At 72.8% G+C, this 17,387-nt stretch carries 13 protein-coding genes; 3 read left to right on the forward strand and 10 right to left on the reverse strand.

Annotated features, from left to right (window positions below; translation table 11 throughout):
- Window positions 1-35 precede the first annotated feature (35 nt).
- From IE244_RS35105 to IE244_RS35130, 6 genes are read right to left on the reverse strand one after another with little or no spacing between them, the layout of a single operon-like run.
- Entirely contained in the window at window positions 36-3,056 is a 3,021-nt protein-coding gene (locus IE244_RS35105) for an alpha-mannosidase (protein WP_191877631.1), read from the reverse strand.
- A gap of 45 nt (window positions 3,057-3,101) precedes the next feature.
- Window positions 3,102-5,147, reverse strand: a complete 2,046-nt coding sequence (locus tag IE244_RS35110; protein WP_191877632.1) for an endo-beta-N-acetylglucosaminidase — start codon at window positions 5,145-5,147, stop codon at window positions 3,102-3,104.
- Window positions 5,120-6,400, reverse strand: a complete 1,281-nt coding sequence (locus IE244_RS35115) for a glycoside hydrolase 5 family protein (RefSeq protein ID WP_191877633.1) — start codon at window positions 6,398-6,400, stop codon at window positions 5,120-5,122. The genes IE244_RS35110 and IE244_RS35115 overlap by 28 nt, the downstream gene beginning before the upstream one ends.
- 26 nt (window positions 6,401-6,426) lie before the next feature.
- Window positions 6,427-7,332, reverse strand: coding sequence for a carbohydrate ABC transporter permease (locus IE244_RS35120; RefSeq protein WP_191877634.1), 906 nt, complete (start codon window positions 7,330-7,332; stop codon window positions 6,427-6,429).
- Window positions 7,329-8,249 (reverse strand): carbohydrate ABC transporter permease, encoded by a 921-nt coding sequence (locus IE244_RS35125; RefSeq protein WP_191877635.1) that lies wholly within the window; start codon window positions 8,247-8,249, stop codon window positions 7,329-7,331. Before IE244_RS35125 ends, IE244_RS35120 begins: the two co-directional genes overlap by 4 nt.
- 6 nt (window positions 8,250-8,255) lie before the next feature.
- Window positions 8,256-9,539: an ABC transporter substrate-binding protein gene (locus tag IE244_RS35130; RefSeq protein ID WP_191877636.1), complete on the reverse strand. Its 1,284-nt coding sequence runs from the start codon at window positions 9,537-9,539 to the stop codon at window positions 8,256-8,258.
- 248 nt (window positions 9,540-9,787) lie between these two features.
- On the opposite strand from IE244_RS35130, the gene IE244_RS35135 reads away from it, so the two are divergent.
- Together IE244_RS35135 and IE244_RS35140 are read left to right on the forward strand one after the other, a co-directional pair.
- Window positions 9,788-10,834 (forward strand): LacI family DNA-binding transcriptional regulator, encoded by a 1,047-nt coding sequence (locus tag IE244_RS35135; RefSeq protein WP_191877637.1) that lies wholly within the window; start codon window positions 9,788-9,790, stop codon window positions 10,832-10,834.
- 164 nt (window positions 10,835-10,998) lie between these two features.
- Window positions 10,999-12,351, forward strand: a complete 1,353-nt coding sequence (locus tag IE244_RS35140; protein ID WP_191877638.1) for an amidase — start codon at window positions 10,999-11,001, stop codon at window positions 12,349-12,351.
- Between the two features lie 33 nt (window positions 12,352-12,384).
- Here IE244_RS35140 and IE244_RS35145 read toward each other — a convergent pair whose 3' ends face one another.
- Window positions 12,385-12,870 carry a GNAT family N-acetyltransferase gene (locus tag IE244_RS35145; protein WP_191877639.1) on the reverse strand — a complete coding sequence of 162 codons (486 nt, stop codon included), beginning with the start codon at window positions 12,868-12,870 and terminating at the stop codon, window positions 12,385-12,387.
- Between the two features lie 61 nt (window positions 12,871-12,931).
- The gene (locus IE244_RS35150; protein ID WP_107069393.1) at window positions 12,932-13,105 is read right to left on the reverse strand and encodes a hypothetical protein; all 174 of its coding nucleotides are present in this window, start codon (window positions 13,103-13,105) and stop codon (window positions 12,932-12,934) included.
- A gap of 493 nt (window positions 13,106-13,598) precedes the next feature.
- Here IE244_RS35150 and IE244_RS35155 point away from each other — a divergent pair, with 493 nt between their 5' ends.
- A complete protein-coding gene (locus IE244_RS35155; RefSeq protein WP_191877640.1) occupies window positions 13,599-13,952 on the forward strand; it encodes a hypothetical protein in 354 nt (117 codons plus the stop codon).
- A 224-nt stretch (window positions 13,953-14,176) separates the two neighbouring features.
- Here the strand turns inward: IE244_RS35155 and IE244_RS35160 are convergent, their stop codons facing one another.
- Both IE244_RS35160 and IE244_RS35165 read right to left on the reverse strand, forming a co-directional pair.
- Complete coding sequence (locus tag IE244_RS35160) at window positions 14,177-15,679, reverse strand: SDR family NAD(P)-dependent oxidoreductase (protein WP_191877641.1); 1,503 nt, start codon at window positions 15,677-15,679, stop codon at window positions 14,177-14,179.
- A 262-nt stretch (window positions 15,680-15,941) separates the two neighbouring features.
- Window positions 15,942-17,273 carry a wax ester/triacylglycerol synthase family O-acyltransferase gene (locus tag IE244_RS35165; protein ID WP_191877642.1) on the reverse strand — a complete coding sequence of 444 codons (1,332 nt, stop codon included), beginning with the start codon at window positions 17,271-17,273 and terminating at the stop codon, window positions 15,942-15,944.
- Between the last annotated feature and the right edge of the window lie 114 nt (window positions 17,274-17,387).

Consider the following 17,387-nt stretch of genomic DNA (forward strand, 5'->3'; position numbering starts at 1 on the left):
GGGCGCCGCACCGGGCGCCCCTGCCCACGGAGGGTTCACGCCCTGCGCAACCTCAGGGTCACCAGCTCGAACGGCCGCAGCCGTACGGTGATCCGCCCGCCGTCGCGCACCGGTGGCTCGGTGTCGCCGCCCGGCCGCTCCAGCAGGTCCGTCACGGTGACGTCCGCGACCTCGAAACCGGCCGTGAGGGTGGCCCGGGCCCGGCCGCCGTGCGCCTCGTGGAAGCGGACCACCACGTCACCGCTGCCGTCGTCGGCGAGCTTCACCGCCGTGACCACGACGGCGTCGTGATCGACCGTGACCAGCGGGGCGACCTCGCGGGCGCCGGTCAGGCGGCGTTCCGGCAGGTTGATCCGCCAGCCCTCGCGGACCGCGTCGGCGATCGAGGCGCCCGGGACCAGCGCGTGCCGGAAGCGGTGGACACCCTGGTCGGTCTCGGGGTCGGGGAAGCGCGGGGCGCGCAGGAGGGAGACGCGGAGCGTGGTCGTCGTACCGCGGTCGCCTCCGGTGCGCACCGTGCGGGTCACGTCATGGCCGTACGTCGAGTCGTTGACGACCGCCACGCCCCAGCCGGGTTCCGCCAGGTGGACGAAGCGGTGGTTGCACGCCTCGAACTTGGCCGCCTCCCAGGACGTGTTGGTGTGCGTGGGGCGGAAGACGTGCCCGAACTGGGTCTCGGACGCGTACCGTTCGGCATGCAGGTCGAGCGGGAAGGCCAGTTTCAGGAACTTCTCCGTCTCGTGCCAGTCCACCTCGGTGTCGATCACCAGCCGACGCTCGCCGGGCGGCAGCGACAGCACCTGGGTGACCCGTGAGCCGCCGAAGGAGCGGACGGTGCGCACCGACATCCCGTCCGCGCCGGCGCGCACCTCGTCCGCGTCCGTCAGGTCCGTGACCGTGTTGCGGTAGAACTCGTCCACGTCCCAGGCGTCCCACATGTTCGGGAAGTCCTGGTGGAGCTGGAGGAGGCCGGCGGCCCTGCCGGGGGCGACGGTCTCGCGGTCGGCGGCGATGTCGAAGGCCGAGACGATCAGGCCCCGGGCGTCGATCCCGACCCGGAGCAGGCCGTTGTCCAGGACGTGTCCGCCGTCGGCCCGCGCCGCCAGGCTCGTGCCCCGCGGCGTCCGGGGTGCCGCGGCGCCCCCGGCGGGAACGCCGTCACGGCTGTGCGGGGCCGCGTTGAAGACCAGGTCCTGGTCCCCTTCGCCGGCCAGAGCTCGCTGGGCAGCGGCGATGACGTCGTTCAGTTCGCGGGCGATCCGCTCGTACGTCTCCCGCGCCTCCCGGTGCACCCAGGCGATGGACGAGCCGGGCAGGATGTCGTGGAACTGGTGCAGCAGGACCGTCTTCCAGATCCGGTCCAGCTCCTCGTAGGGGTAGGGGAATCCGGTGCGTACGGCCGCGGTGGCCGCCCACAGCTCGGCCTCCCGCAGCAGGTGTTCGCTGCGCCGGTTGCCCTGCTTGGTCTTCGCCTGGCTGGTCAGGGTGGCGCGGTGCAGTTCGAGGTACAGCTCGCCGACCCAGACCGGCGGTTGCCGGTACTCGGCCTCGGCCTGCTCGAAGAAGGCGCGGGGTGTCTCCCAGACGACCGTGGCCGAGCCTTCGAGGTCGCGCAGCCGGGCCGCCTTGGCGACCATCTCACGGGTGGTGCCGCCGCCCCCGTCGCCCCAGCCGGTGGGCGCGAGCGAGTGCCGGGCCCGGCCCTTGTCCTTGAAGTTCCGTGCCGCGTGGGCGATCTCGCCGCCCTTCATGGAGCAGTTGTAGGTGTCCACGGGCGGGAAGTGGGTGAAGATCCTGGTGCCGTCGATGCCCTCCCACCAGAAGGTGTGGTGCGGGAACGCGTTCGTCCGCGACCACGAGATCTTCTGGGTCAGGAGCCACCGGGAGCCGGCCGCCTTGATGATCTGCGGGAGTCCGGCGGCGAACCCGAAGGTGTCCGGCAGCCAGGCCTCCTCGTTCTCGATGCCGAACTCGTCGAGGAAGAACCGCTTGCCGTGCACGAACTGCCGGGCCATCGCCTCCGAGCCCGGCATGTTGGTGTCCGACTCCACCCACATCCCGCCGGCCGGCACGAACCGCCCCTCGGCGACGGCCTTCTTCACCCGCGCCCACACCTCGGGCCGGTGCTCCTTCACCCACGCCCACTGCTGCGCCTGGGACATGGCGAAGACGAACTCCGGCTCGTCCTCGATCAGCGCGGTCATGTTGGCGGTCGTACGGGCCACCTTGCGGACCGTCTCGCGCAGCGGCCACAGCCACGCGGAGTCGATGTGCGCGTGCCCGACGGCGCTGATCCGGTGCGCGGACGGCACGGCGGGAGCCGACAGCACCCCGGTGAGCCGCTCCCTCGCCCGGTCCGCCGTGCCGTTCACGTCCTGGAGGTCGACGGCGTCCAGGGCCCGCTCGACCGCGCGCAGGATGTCGTACCGGCGCGCGGAGTCCACGGGCAGCTCGGCCATCAGCTCGCCGAGCACCTCCAGGTCCAGCACGAGCCGCCACACCGACTCGTCGAAGACGGCGAGGTCCATGCGGGTGAGCGTGTACTGCGGCTGGTCGCCGGCCGTCTCCCGGTCGCCGAGCCGCGTGGGCACGAAGGGGTGGTAGTCGAGGATGACCGGGTTGGAGGCGGCCTCGATGTGCAGGCGCACCTCCTCGCCGCCCTCGACGGGCGCGCCGATCCGCACCCACTGGTTGCGCGGGTTCAGGCCCTTCACCGGGGTGCCGTCGGGCCGGTAGACCAGGCCCTCGCACTGGAAGCCGGGCATGTTCTCGTCGAAGCCCAGGTCCAGCAGGGCCTCGACGGTCCTGCCGGCCCAGGCCTCGGGCACGGTCCCGGTCACCCGGAACCAGCTCGTGCCCCAGGGAGCACCCCAGCGGGCGCCGGCCTCGACGGGCTCCGGCTCGGCGGCGAGTCCCTCCGCGACCGGTACCGGCTCACCGGGCGCGTGCCAGACCGCGACCCGCAGCGGCACGGACTCGGGGTACACGGCGGGTCGGATGCGTTCGTCGAGGACACGCCGGAGGCGGGCTTCCACCAGAGTGCGGTCGTCATGCATGCGAGATGCTCCCTGCGGATCACGGGTGCTTGCGGTTCCGGGTGGTCACCACGTGTGGGTGACGGTCACGGGCGTCGAGGCGTTGTAGAGCTCCCCCACGGCACGCAGTTCCAACCGTGCGGCGCTCTCCCCCGGTGCGGGTTGCAGACCGGTGAGGAAGAAGGCGCGCTGGCAGGTGCCGCCGAGGAACCGGCGGGTGCCGTCGGGCAGGAGGCGGTGCAGCTCGTAGTGGCGGACGGCGCCGGGGGCGGCGTTCCAGGCCAGGCGGAGGTCGCCGCCGCTCGCGGCGGTGACGCGGGCGCCCGTGGGCGCGGCGGGGGTGGTGACGGCGTCCCGGACGGCGAGGCCGCCCAGGCGCCAGCGCACCGGGCCGCCGGTGGCCGTGAGCCGGACACCCAGGGCGCGCACGGTGCCGGTCAGCCCGGTGAGCGGGAGTGTCACGGTGTGCCAGCCGTCGACCGACGTCACGCCGTCGTGCTTCCCGCGGGCACGCCGGGTCACCGGGTGCACCGGCAGATAGCTGTACGGCGGGGTCCGCCCGGCGCCGCCCGGCTCGGCCGTCGCCACGGCCAGTTCGACGTCCACCGCGCCGGCGTCGGTCCGGAACGTCAGCTCGGCCACCGTGTCCGCGCCGATCGGCAGCCGGGTGGCGTACAGGTCGACCACCACGGGCTGATCCGGTGCACCGGCCACCAGCACACTGCTGCCGCCCCGCCAGGCGCCGGCGAAGTCGAAGGACACCGCCGGCCGCTCCCCCGCCGTGCGCACCACCCACCGCCGCGACGGCAGCCGGTCCTGGAGGCCGAGGTGGTTCCAGGCCGTGTCCGAGGCGACGGCCCCGTCCTCGTACCAGCGCAGCCCGTGCCCCGTGTTGAACACGGTCGCGAACGGCAGCGAGTCCACCGTCGAGCGGTCGGCGACCGAGAGCGCGGGCGCCCGCCACGGATCACTCGCGTCCGGCCGGGACGGATCCAGGGAGCGCCCGGTCCAGAACCGGTCGTCGGCGGCGTGGAAGTCCTCGGGCGCACGCCGGTCGGCGGGCAGGTGGTTGCGGGTCCACTCCGGCCGGTAGAAGCCGATCGAGGTGACGTGCGGCCGGCCGGCCGGCACGATCGCGTCCCAGTCCACGGAGGTACCGGACCCGTTCGACTCCACGTCGACCCCGGCCCACAGCTCGTACCGGCTGCGGCCCAGCCGTCCGGCCCGCGTACCGGAGGCGGCGAGTGTGGCGGCGCTCCAGCGGAAGTCCACGAACATGTCGTCGGCGGCCTGGAAGAACGCCTGGTTCTGGCTGTTCAGCGCGCCCTGCCAGCTGACCGTGCCGTTCACGGTCATCGCGTCGTACCAGGTCACCCGCTGCCCCTTGGCCCGTGCGAGCGTCTTCAGCTCCTGGACGAAGCCGAGCATGGCCTGGCCGAGCGCGCTGTTCCCGCCGCCCGTCTCGGCGTTCACGAACCAGCCGTCGAAGCCGTGGGCCGCCGCGACCGCGACGAGTTGCGCGGCGAGCGGGTAGTGCCCCGAGGCGTCCTTCTGCACGAGGTCCCGGGTCCACGGCAGCTGTCCGCCGTAGGCCACCGGCGGCAGGAAGATGTTGCCCAGGACCGGGACGCCGTGCCGGTGGGCCGCGTCCACGACCGGCGCGTTGGGGGCGAGGATCAGGCCCTCGCCGGCCGAGCCGCCCCAGAAGACCAGCTCGTCCAGGTAGGCCCAGTGGGTGAGGGCGTAGGCGTCGGCGGTGGCCGAGCCCTGGGAGGGGTTGCCCGATGTGGGTCCGAAGGAGACCAGGGCCTGGACGCGGGCCTGGCCGGAGCGGGCGGTGGGGTTCGCCGGGGTCGGGGTGAAGCGGGTGGCGAGCGGCACGGACGCGGCGTTGAAGGCGAGGTCGGGGTCGTCGGCCGCGCGCCAGCTCTTCAGGCTGCGCCAGGTGATGCCGGGGCCGGGGCTGCCGGAGGGCAGGGAGTCCGGGTACCAGTAGGAGGCGTACGGCGGGGTGGCGGCGGCTTTCGGGCGATCGGCCGCCGGGGCCGGGGCGGCGGGGAGCAGGGCGGCCGCGGTGGCGGCGATCAGGACCGTGCGTCTGGTGGGGTGCACGAGCGGGTGCCTCCGGGTGGGGTGGGGAGTACCTGGTCGGGGGTGACGACCTCGGTGATGCCGCGCGCGGCGAGGTGGTCCTTGTCCTCCGTGCGGGTGTCGAGGACGGTGGTGGGACGGGCGCCGTCGGCGACGAGCCGGAAGAAGGCGTCGAAGACGACTCCGCCGGGGGCGCAGCGGGAGCGGTGGCCCGGATCGTCGGGGACGACGAGGGCCGTCGTGCGCACGGCGGGGGCGGGGTGCGGCCGGCGCGCAGCCCCGGACAGCACCCGCGCGAGGTCCTTGGGCCGGCGGTCGCTGGTGAACAGTCCGAGCCCGTACTCGAGTTCGGGGAAGTCGGCGAGGCCGCGCGCGACGTCGGAGGAGCACCACCAGGTGACGCCCCACAGGCCGGGGCAGTCGAGGGCATGGGCGACGGTGGCCTCGGCGAAGGCGGCGGCGTGCTCGGCGGGTACGAGCGGTGCCGGCGCGCCGACCTCCTGCAGCCACACCGGCCGGTCGGGGGTCGGCGCCCAGGCCTTGCTCAGCTCGACGAGGTAGGCGGCGTGGTGCTCGGCCGCCACGGAGGCGCGGCCGTGCCGCTGGGCGGTGCCGTTGAACACCCAGGAGTGCACGGCCGTGAGGTCGCCGAGCCGGGCGGAGTGGCCGGGGGTGAAGGGCTGGTCGTCCTGGTACCAGGCGGCGTCGTAGGAGGCGTGCAGGTGGAGCCGGCCCGGGGCCCCCTCGGTGCAGGCGGCCAGCATCCGGACCAGCCACTGCTCGGCCTCGCCGGAGGTGACGCGGTCCGGGTCGGGGTGGGGGCCGGCGGCGAACTGGTTGACCTCGTTGCCGACGGTCATGCCGATGAAGTTGGGCCTGTCGGCGAGCGCGGCGGCGAGTGTGCGCAGATAGGCGGCCTGGCCCTCGACCACCTCCGGGTCGGTGAAGAGGTTGCGCCGGTGCCAGGTGCGGGTCCAGGCGGGCAGGAAGTCGAAGCTGCTCAAGTGGCCCTGCAGGCCGTCGACGTTGACGTCCAGGCCGCGTTCGGCCGCCGCGTCGGCGAGGGCCACGAGCTGCTCGACGGCGCGCGGGCGGATCAGCGTGCGGTTGGGTTGGAAGTAGGGCCACAGCGGGAAGACGCGGATGTGGTCCATCCCGAGCGCGGCGACCGCGTCGAGGTCGGCGCGTACGGAGTCGAGGTCGAAGTCGAGCCAGTGGTGGAACCACCCTTCGCTGGGGGTGTAGTTGACGCCGAAGCGCACGGCAGGAGGCATGGGGGGTCCTTGTGGCGTACGGATGGTCAGCCCTTGACGGCGCCCTCGCCCACGCCTCGGAAGAAGTACCGCTGGAGGCAGGCGAACAGGGCGATGAGCGGGGCCACGGCGATGACGGTGCCGGCGGCGACGAGGCGCTCGTCGTCTGCGAAGGTGCCGTGCAGGTAGTTGAGGCCGATGGTCAGGGTGAACCTGGAGGGGTCGCTGAGCACGATCAACGGCCACAGGAAGTCGTCCCAGGCACCCATGAAGGCGAAGATCGCGACGACGGCCACCGTCCCCCGCACCGAGGGCAGGGCGACACGCAGGAACCGCTGCCAGGCGTTTGCGCCGTCGACGTAGGCCGCCTCCTCGATCTCGTACGGCAGCGCGCGGAAGGCGTTGCGCATCAGCAGCACGTTCATCGCGCCGACCGCGCCGGGCAGCACGACACCGATCAGCGTGTTGTTCAGGCCGAGTTCGCGCATGGTCGTGAACTGGGCGATGAGGATGCCCTCGACGGGCACGAGCATCGCGAGCACGAACGCCAGCGTGGTCACGCGCCGGCCCCGGAAGCGCAACCGGGCCAGGGCGTACCCGGCGAGCGCCGAGCCGACGCAGTTGGTGACGACGCTGGCGGTGGCGACCTTCAGGGAGTTCAGGGCGTAGTCCCAGACGGGGATGGTGCCGGCGACGCGGGTGTAGTTGTGCAGCGTGGGACGGCCGGGCAGGAAGCTCGGCGGTGAGCCGTAGATGTCCTCCGTCGGGCCCTTCAGGGACGTGGACAGCTGCCACAGGAACGGGCCGACGGCCAGCGCGAGGACGACGAGCAGCAGCAGGTAGCGCCAGACCAGTTCACCGGCGCGGACACGGCGGCCGAGCTGGTCGGTGACGCGCGGCTCCCGCTCCGGCGTGACGCCACGCTCGGGCCGTACCCTCTCCAGGACGCTCACGCCTCCTCCCCGCGGTCGGCGCGCAGCACGAGCAGCATCAGCGCGACGGTGACGGCGAACACGACGACCGAGAGGGCGGAGGCGTAGCCGACGCGGCCGGTCAGGCCGGTGCCGGTGCGCTGGACGAGCATGACGAGGGTGGTGTCCTCGCCGGCCGGGCCGCCGCTCGGACCGGCCATCAGGTACACCTCGGAGAACACCTTGAAGGCGGCGACCGAGGAGAGCGCGGCGACCAGCACCATGGTGGAGCGCACGGCGGGCACGGTGACCGAGAAGAAGCGGCGCACCGGTCCCGCGCCGTCGACGGCGGCGGCCTCGTGCAGTTCGCGCGGCACGTTCGCCAGCGCCGCCAGATAGATGACCATGTAGTAGCCGAGGCCCTTCCACACCGTGACGGCCATCGCGCTCAGCAGGAGCAGCCACTGGTCGCTGAGGAAGCCGACCCTGCCGACACCGACGGTCTCCAGCAGCGAGTTGACCAGGCCGCGTTCGTCCAGCAGCCACACCCAGATCAGTCCGACCACCACGACCGAGGCGACGACCGGGGTGTAGAAGGCGGAGCGGAAGAACGTGATGCCGGGGATGTTCTTCTGCACCAGCAGCGCGAGCAGCAGCGGCAGGACGACGAGGGCCGGTACGACCCCGACGACGTACAGGGTGCTGTTGCGCAGGCCGGTCCAGAACATGTCGTCGTGGAGCAGCTCGCGGAAGTTGGCGAGGCCCACGAAGTGCCCCGGGAGCAGGGTGCGGCGGTCGGTGAAGGAGTTCACCAGCGTGGAGACGAAGGGGTAGAGCACGAAGGCGCCGGTGACGAGCAGCCCGGGTGCGGCGAACAGCCAGGGGCTCGTCGGCAGCTGGCGCCGGATCCTGGTCGGCACCGGGTGCTGTGCCCTGGTGGGTGCGGTGGGTGCGGCCATGGCCGGTCAGCTCTGCCGCAGCAGCCGGTCGGCGGCGTCGACAGCGTTGTCGAGGGCCTGCCGTGGGCTCTCCCGGCCCTGCAGCGCCTTGGCCACCTCGTTGCGCAGCGCGGTCTTCATCTGGTCGCTGAACAGGACGGGTGTGTAGTTGACCGCGCTCTTGAGGGACTTGGCGGCGGCGACGCGCACCCGGGTCTCGTCGGTGCCGTCCTCCTTGGTGAAGTACGGGTCGTTGAGGGAGCCGGAGGTGCTCGGGAAGATGGCGACCTTCCTGGCGAAGGACATCTGGTTCCGCGCGTCGGTGACGAAGTGCGCGAAGGCGACCGCGGCCGGGGTGTGCCGGGTGCGGGCGTTGACCATCACGCCCATCACGTACATGTTGACGTGCCCGGTGCTGGTGATCTGGTCGGTGATGCCGATGTTCCGGTAGAGGCCGGGCGCGTTCTTCTTGAAGTTGCCGAGGTCGAGGGCGCTGCCGGGGTTCATGGCGACGGCCCCGGTGAGGAACTTCTTGCCGGAGGACTCCGGGGTCGCGGTGAGCGCCTGCGGGTCGAGGGCCCTGGCGTCGTACAGCTTCTTGTACCGGGTGAGGAGTTCGACGCCCTTGGCGTCGTTGAAGGCGAACGCGGTGCCCTGCTTGTTCATCAGTGTCACGCCGTAGCGCCCGAAGTCCTCGATGGTGGGCACGTTGGCGAGGGTGGCGACCTCGCCGCCGCTCTTCCGCGCCATCCGCAGGGCGTCGGAGAAGAGTTCGTCGTACGTCTTCGGCGGCTGGTCGGGGTCGAGTCCGGCCTGGGTGAACAGTGCCTTGTTGTAGAAGAGCGGGCCGGTGTTCAGGTACCAGGGGAAGGCGTACGTGCCGCTCATGCCCGGCACCTGGTGGCTGGCCCAGGCCCCGGCCAGGTACTCGGACCTGTACGCGCCGGCCGCCTTGTCGAGGTCCATGGCGAGCCCGGCCTTGGCGAGCGGGGCGACCAGGTCCGGTGAGACGTTGACGACGTCGGGCAGGGTGCCGCCGGCGGCGTCGGCGCTGAGCTTGTCGGGGTAGCCCTCGGCGGGCTGGTCGACCCACTTCACGTGCGTGCCGGGGTACTTCTTCTCGAAGTCGGCTATGAGGCCCTCGAAGTACGGCGTGAAGTTGGCGCGCAGGTTCCAGGTCTGGAAGGTGATGTCGCCCTCGACCTTGCCGGAGGCGTCGGTCGAGCCGCCGCCGTCGCCGGAGCCGCAGGCGCTCAGCGGCAGGACGAGGGCGAGGGAAGCGGCGGCGAGGGCTCTGCGGGAGAGGGGCACGGGGACACGGCTCCCTTGCGGTGTCGGGCAGTCGGGGTGGCGCCAGAGACCTTGCCCGCGCCGCTCGGAGAAAGTCAATGCAGCCATCCGAACTAAAGAAAAAGGGAGTTCATCAGTGCAGGCCGGAGGAGTTCGACCACGAACGGCAGGGAACTTGCCGCCATTCGCTAATGCGCTTTAGGGTCTTGACACTCAAGCGCATTAGCGAGCACCGTCAGGAATGAGCGCCGCCAGGGAGGGGGAGAGACGTGCCGACCAAGCGGTCCCCCGCACGCCGGCCCACGATGAAGGACATCGCCCGGCGGGCCGGGGTCTCCGAGAGCGCGGTGTCCTTCGCGCTCAACGGCCGCCCCGGCGTCTCCGAGGTCACCCGGGCCCGGGTCCGCCGGGTCGCCGAGCAGCTGGGCTGGCGGCCCAGCGCGGCGGCCCGCGCCCTGTCCGGCGAGGGCGCGGCCACGGTCGGCTTCGTGCTGGCCCGCCCCGCGGACACGCTGGGCGTCGACTCCTTCTTCCTGCAGCTCGTCTCCGGCATCCAGGAGGTGCTCGCCGAGCGCCATCTGGGTCTGCTGTTCCAGGTGGTGGAGGACGTGGCCGACGAGTGCGCGGTGTACCGCCGCTGGTGGGCCGAGCACCGGGTGGACGGCGTCCTCGTCGTCGACCCCCGCGCCGACGACCCGCGTCCCGACCTGCTCGACGAACTCGGCCTGCCCGCCGTGGTGATCGGCGGCGCACCCGACGAACGCCACCCCGGACTGTCCACCGTCTGGGCGGACGACGCGGGCGCGATGGCCTCCGTGGTCGACGAGCTCACGGCACTGGGCCACCGCCGGATCGTCCACATCGCCGGACTGCCCGGCCTCGCGCACACCCAGCGCCGGATCCGGACGCTGAAGGCGGAGGCCGAGCGGCGCGGACTGACCGAGGTCCGCTCGGTCACCACCGACTACTCCGACGCGGAGGGCGCCGCGGTGACCCGCCGGGTCCTGAAGGCGTCCGCTCCCCCGACCGCGTTGATCTACGACAACGACGTGATGGCGGTGGCCGGGGTGTCGGCGACGACCGGACTCGGCTACGCCGTACCGGAGGACGTCTCCGTCGTCTCCTGGGAGGACTCGGCCCTGTGCCGCATGGTCAAACCCTGGCTCTCCGCCCTCTCCCGCGACAGCGCGGAGTTCGGGCGCACGGCGGCGCGGGAGCTGACGGCCCTGCTGGACGGGGGTTCGGCGCGGGCCGTGCGCGTACCGGTACCGCGCCTGACGGTGCGGGGCAGCACGGCGCCGGCCCGGAAGGCGTGACCGCCCACGGCCGGCGGCACCGACCGGTACGGCCCGGACTCCGCGAGGGGCGGCGAGGGAGTGGGGGGGAACGGCCTCTCGACGTGGGCGGCCAGGCCGTGCACAGTTCTCCCTGCGCCTTGATTCGTACCAGCGAGTAGTCGACGACCGACGAGGGAGTGCCCGTGGGTGACTGGGCCGGGCGGACCGCCGCCGCGATAGCCGCCGCCGTACGCGAGAAGCGGGTGACGCCCCGCGAGGTGGTGGCCGGGCACCTCGCTCGGATCGACCGGCTCGACGGGCGGATCGAGGCGTTCCGCAAGGTGCGAACCGAGGCTGCGCTCACCGAGGCCGACGAGGTGGCCTCCCGGGCCGATCTGGCCGAACTGCCGCTCGCGGGCGTACCCGTGGCCGTGAAGGACAACCTCGCGGTGCGCGGCGAGTCCCACCGCGACGGTTCCGCCGCCACCTGCGACGCCCCGGCCGCCGAGGACCATGTCACGGTGGCCCGGCTGCGGGCGGCCGGCGCGGTGGTGGTGGGCCTGACGAACGTGCCCGAGCTGTGTGTCTTCGGTACGACGGAAGGGCCGTACGGCACCGCCCGCAATCCGTGGGACACCTCCCGTACGGCGGGCGGCTCCTCCGGCGGCAGCGCGGCCGCGGTGGCCGCGGGCCTCGTCCCCCTCGCGCTCGGCAACGACGGTATGGGCTCCCTGCGCATCCCGGCCGCGAACTGCGGACTGGTCACGCTGAAGCCCGGGCGCGGTGTGGTGCCGGCGGGGATCGGCAACGGCGACTGGTTCGGCATGGCGGAGAACGGTCCGCTCGCCACCACGGTCGAGGACCTGCGGCTGATGCTGGACGTCCTGGCGGACACGGGGATCGCCCGCACGCAGGAGCCCGGCACCCGGCGGATCGCCGTGGCCCTGCGCAGTCCGCTCGCCGGCGTCGCCGTGAGCAGGCCGTACACGGGCGCGGTCCGGGAGGCCGCCGGGGTGCTGGCACGGGCCGGGCACTACGTGCGGCGGGCCGAGCCGCCCTATCCGCTCTCGCTGGGCGTGACCGCGCTGCGGCACTGGACGGCCGGCACCGCGATGGACGCCGAGGGCCTGGACCGGACCCGGCTGGCCCGGCGGACCCGGGTGCACGCCGCACTCGGCCGGCGGTTCGTCCGCTCGGTGCGCACGGGGGACGGCCGCGAGCGGCTGCGCGCCCGGCTGACGCCCTTCTTCACCGAGTACGACGTCCTGCTCACCCCGGCCCTGGCCCGGCGCTCCCCTCAGGCCGGTCCGTGGCACGAACGCGGCTGGCTGCGCAACGTCCTGGCCAACACGGCGTACTCCCCGTTCACCCCGCCCTGGAACCTGACCGGCTGGCCCGCGATGTCGGTCCCGTGCGGCACGCTGCCCTCGGGCGCCCCCTGCGCCGTCCAGCTCGTGGCCCGCCCGGGTGCGGAGGCCGTCCTGCTGGAGCTGGCGGAGGAACTGGAGCGGCGGCTCCCCTGGCGACGGACGGCACCGGCGCCGGACCGGCGGTAGCCCACCGCCCGGCCGTCCCGCCCGCCCCGGTTCCTATGCGAGCGCCCGGTACATGATGTGCAGCCCCACCCTGCCGTGCCGGGGATGGTCGAAGGCCGCCGGGACCGTGCCGATGACGGTGAAGCCGAGGGAGGTCCACAGGGCGACCGCGGGGTTCGTCTCGACCACGGCGTTGAAGACCATCGCACGGTAGCCGTGGGCCCTGGCCTCCGCCAGGACGTGCTCGGCGAGGGCCCGCCCGATGCCCTCGCCGGTGCGGTCGGGGTCGACCATGAAGCCGGCGTTGGCCACGTGGGCGGCGGGGCCGCCGTAGTTCGGGGTGAGGTAGGCGGAGCCGACCGCGGTGCCGGCCGCGTCCTCGGCGACGTAGACGCGTTTGGCCGGGTGCATCCAGAGGGCGCGGGCGTCCTCCTCGGAGGTCTCCGGGTCCCAGGCGTAGGTCTCGGCGGCGGCGACGATCCGGTGCCAGAAGGGCCAGATCCGCGGCCAGTCCTCGGCCGCGGCTTCTCTGATCAGCATGGGCGTGAGTCTGTCAGGTCACACCCATGCGTGCGGCGATCGCGAGGGTCCGGCCCGGGGGTCAGTCCACGCTGGGCAGGATGTGGGGTTCGGCGAGGTCGTCCTCGTAGCCCGCGAGGCGGATGGGGGCCGAACGGGCCCACACGTCGAGGCTGCCGAGCTCGCCGGGCCGCCGGGCCGCGCGCTCCGTACGTTCCTTGGGGCGCTGCTCGCGATTCGTCTTCTCCGGTGTCACCGCGCACTCCTTATGTGTCGGTCACCCTCGAGGGCCTGCCGGACAACCTGTGCTTCGGCACTCGACGCCCGCTCGGGTCTGGATGGAAGGCCAGTTCGGACGCGGTGGCGCCGGTACTTCGTGCAGAGCAGGCCGTTGTCGACCGGCTCACCCCGGGACGGACGATGGGTGTGGGTGGGACCCCGTACTGCTGTCCGTCCCCATCAGATTAACCAAATGAGCGGCCTGCCGCTCGATAGGGAGTGCAAACAAGGTGTAACTATCGGGCGTCGATTACCCCCTCAATGACCCCCAATATGCCGCTATTTAGCACTAAGCGCATCACACGACCGGCAGGACGAATCACCCACTCGGCCCACACGCGCGAACACTTCTTCGAGCCGGCCCGCGGCCCGGCCGGGACGCGGTGCAGTTCAAGTGCCGTTGGCCAGGCCGCAAGCTCGCCATGATCTGCTGATGAGCGGCAACGGCTGTCTCGCGGAAGGACTGACGCATGGAGCTGCGCAGCGTCGAGGAGCTGATGGATCTGCTGTATACAGGCGGGCACCAGCAGGCGCTGAGAACCGCCGCGCTGCTGCGCCGCAGCCGCCCCGCCGACAAGGAACTCCAGGTGGCGGGGCTGGTCCAGGACGTCGGCGCGGCCGAGGCGGTGCGCTCCCTCCTCGGGGAGCGGGTGTTCCGGCTGCTCCGCGGGGACGCCGGCGCCGCCGAGGACGATGTGCTGCGGCTGCGCCAGGCCGGCGAGGAGAGCCGCACCGCGGGCTTCGACGCGGGCGTGCTGGAGGACTGGCGCACGGTGCTGGAGCTGGTGGCGGCCCGGAACTCCAGGCTCGGTGCCGTCGACTGACCACCGGGACGCCCGCCACGGTGACACCCCGTCAGGCGGCCGGGTCCTGCGTGCGGGTGCCCGAGGTCAAGGCGGTGGCGCGTCGGCCCCGAAGGGCCGGCAGTCCCACTGGGGTCTGCGATGGATCACAACCATGAAGAACGCGTCACCTGCGCACCGGGCACCCGGCACGACCGCCTCAGCCTAGGGCAGGGGCGTCCGTGCCGGCCACCGCATTCACCGGCTCACCACTTGCCGGGCGCGTAGTCCTTCAGGAAGACGCCGTACAGGTCCTCGCCCGCCTCGCCGCGCACGATCGGGTCGTAGACGCGGGCGGCGCCGTCGACCAGGTCGAGCGGGGCGTGGAAGCCGGCCTCGGCGAGGCGCAGCTTGTCGTAGTGCGGACGCTCGTCGGTGATCCAGCCGGTGTCGACGGAGGTCATGAGGATGCCGTCCGTGTCGAACATCTCCTGGGCGCTGGTCCGGGTGACCATGTTCATGGCGGCCTTCGCGGCGTTCGTGTTCGGGTGGCCGGCGCCCTTGTAGCCGCGGCTGAAGACGCCCTCCATCGCGGAGACGTTCACGACGTACGCACGGCCGCTGGAGGCCTTCTTCGCGGCGTCCGCCATCGCCGGGCGCAGGGCGCTGATCAGGATGAACGGGGACGTGTAGTTGCACAGCTGGGTCTCCAGCAGCTCGACCGGCGAGATCTGGTCGATGGTCTGCACCCAGGTGTTGGTGTCGACGACGTCCGGGACGAGCCCACCGGCGTCGATGGCGGTGCCCTCGATGTGCCGGGCGATGCTGGCGTTGCCCGCGACGAGGGCGAGGTCGGCGACCTTCTGGGCGTCCAGGCCGCTGGTGCCGACGGGCAGCGCGGCGATGCCGTCGACCGCGCCGGAGTTGAAGGCGCCGATGACGTGGTGGGCGGGGAGCTCACCGGCCGGCAGCGGCGCGCTCTCGCCCTCGACCAGGGCGGCGTACGCGGAGGGCAGGCGGCGCACGGTCTGCGTCGCGTTGTTGATCAGGATGTCGAGCGGGCCCGCCTCCGTGAGCTGCTCGGCGAGGGCCACGGCCTGTGCCGGGTCGCGCAGGTCGATGCCGACGACCTCCAGCCGGTGCAGCCAGTCCGCGGAGTCGTCCATCGCCTTGAACCGGCGGATGGCGTCCTTCGGGAAGCGCGTGGTGATCGTCGTGTGGGCGCCGTCGCGCAGCAGCCGCAGCGCGATGTACATACCGATCTTGGCCCGGCCGCCGGTGAGCAGGGCGCGCTTGCCGGTGAGGTCCGCGCGGGCGTCCCGCTTGGCGCGGTTCTCGGCGGCGCACCTCGGGCAGAGCTGGTGGTAGAAGTAGTCGACCTCGACGTAGCGCTGCTTGCAGGTGTAGCAGGAGCGGGGGCGCTGGAGTATGCCCGCGATCCTGCCCTCCTCGACCTTGGAGGAGGGCAGGATGCCCTCGGTCTCGTCGTCGATGCGCTCGGCGGAGCCGGTCGCGGTGGCCTCGGTGACCGCGCGGTCGTGCGCGGTCTTGGCGGCGCGGCGCTCCTGGCGGCGGCGCTGCTTGACCGTCCGGTAGATGTGCGAGGTGGCCTGGCGCACCTTGATCGCGTCCGGATGGTCGACCTCGATGTCGTCCAGTTCCGCGAGCACGCTCAGGCAGACGGCCAGCCGCTCGGGGTCGATACCCGGCCCGTAGACCACTTCGTCCGTGGCCATGGAGGCCATGGAGCCGTCCTCTGTCACCGTCATCGCGCTGCCGCTTCCCTGATCACCCGCGCAGCGCTCCGACTCGCGCCCGCTTTCGAACGGGGAATTTTACGGAGCGCGGGGGCCCGCCGCCAAACCCGTCGCGCCCCGGCCCCGATCGACTACGAACCGCCACCGGGCCCGTGCGGTCCCGGTCAGGCTCGGAGGCGGCCGGCCCGGCCCGTCGCCGGCTGCCGGACAGGCGTCCCCCCGGGCCACCCGCCCGCGGCCCCGCGGGCCACGCCCCGTCCGGCCAAAGGCCCGGTCAGACCTCGCACACCGACAGCAGCGTCTCCACCTCGGCCGACACCGCGTGGGCGAACCGGTCCAGGTCCGGCACGGCCTTCGCATCGGCCACGAGCCCGTAGTGCACGCGTCCGCGGTACGTCGAGATGGCCACCGCCAGCGCCTGGCCCGGGGCGAGCGGGGCCAGCGGATAGACCTCGGCCAGCTCGTGCCCGCCGAGCCGCAGCCCCACCCCCGGCAGCGGCACGCTGGTGACGAGGATGTCGAACCACAGCCGGGCCGCCTGCCCGACCAGCGGTCCACCGAGCCGGTGGCCGAGTGCCGGGACGTGGTCGGCGAGCAGCGCCACGGCACCGGCACCCCGGTCGGACCCCGCGTCCTTGTTGCGGAGCATGGCGGTGCGCACGGTGTCGAGCCTGCCGAGCGGGTCGGACTCGTACACGGGAAGCCGTATCAGATAGCCGGAGAGCCGGTTGCCCTGTGGGTGGGCGGCGCGCGGCCGGCGCCGCGAGACGGGGATGAGCGCGCGGGGCGCCACCCCCTTGCTGCCGTCGCCGCGCTCGTCCAGCCAGCGGCGCAGCGCCCCGGCGACCACGGCGATGAGCACGTCGTTGACGGTGCCGCCGGCGGCCTTGCGCACCCGGTGCACGTCGTCGATGTCCACGACGACTCCGGCGGTGCGGCGGGTGCCGCTCGGGGACGAGGTCAGCGCGGAGACGGGCCGCATGCCGAGGGTCGACCGGGCGAGCGAGGCACCGATGTCCAGGGCCCGGCCCACGTCGGACAGCGCGCCCCTGACCAGCCCGGGGACGAGCCCCGGAAGCTTGCGGACGTCGGGCAGCAGGCCGCGCGGTGGCTCGATGGCGCGGGGTGCCCGCTCCGGCATGTCCACCGGGTCGAGGACGCCGGCGGCGAGTTTCAGCGCGCGCAGCCCGTCGGCGAGGGCGTGGTGGAACTTGAAGAGGACGGCGAAGGAGACCCCGTCCTCGCCGGGCAGGACGTGCGCCTCCCACGGCGGCCGGCCGCGCTCCAGCGGGCGCTCCATCAGCCGGCCGGCGGCCGCGTGGAAGTCGTCGGTCGGGGCGTGCAGCCGTACGTGCTTCAGCGGGTCGAAGTCCGGGTCGGGTTCCCGGGCGGCGCCGCCGAAGGCGAGCGGCTGCCACACGTCGCGGATGCGCAGGCGCAGCCCGGGGACGGCGGCGGCGCGGGCGGCGAGCAGGTCGGCGGCATGGGCGCCGGCGGTGGGCGAATGGGCGCCGAATACGCCGAGCGCACCGAGGTGCATCGGGTGCCGGTCGGACTCGATGTTCCAGAACGCCAGGTCGAGGGGAGCGAGCAGGTCGGAAGTCAAGGGCTTGCCTCACGCGTCGACGACGGGTGGATCTGCAGTCCTTCGCAGTCAATCCCTGTCAGCCGATTACGGTCAAGTACGATCAGGCTACGCTCAGTTAACACCAGATTAAGT

It is taken from the genome of Streptomyces filipinensis, from assembly GCF_014649495.1.
In the GTDB taxonomy this organism is placed as follows: domain Bacteria; phylum Actinomycetota; class Actinomycetes; order Streptomycetales; family Streptomycetaceae; genus Streptomyces; species Streptomyces filipinensis.

Bases quoted from the DNA above. Each gene is read 5' to 3' on its own strand.
- IE244_RS35105 (WP_191877631.1), bottom strand. From the start codon at position 3,056: ATGCATGACGACCGCACTCTGGTGGAAGCCCGCCTCCGGCGTGTCCTC.
- IE244_RS35115 (WP_191877633.1), bottom strand. From the start codon at position 6,400: ATGCCTCCTGCCGTGCGCTTCGGCGTCAACTACACCCCCAGCGAAGGG.
- IE244_RS35125 (WP_191877635.1), bottom strand. From the start codon at position 8,249: ATGGCCGCACCCACCGCACCCACCAGGGCACAGCACCCGGTGCCGACC.
- IE244_RS35145 (WP_191877639.1), bottom strand. From the start codon at position 12,870: ATGCTGATCAGAGAAGCCGCGGCCGAGGACTGGCCGCGGATCTGGCCC.
- IE244_RS35155 (WP_191877640.1), top strand. From the start codon at position 13,599: ATGGAGCTGCGCAGCGTCGAGGAGCTGATGGATCTGCTGTATACAGGC.
- IE244_RS35160 (WP_191877641.1), bottom strand. From the start codon at position 15,679: ATGACGGTGACAGAGGACGGCTCCATGGCCTCCATGGCCACGGACGAA.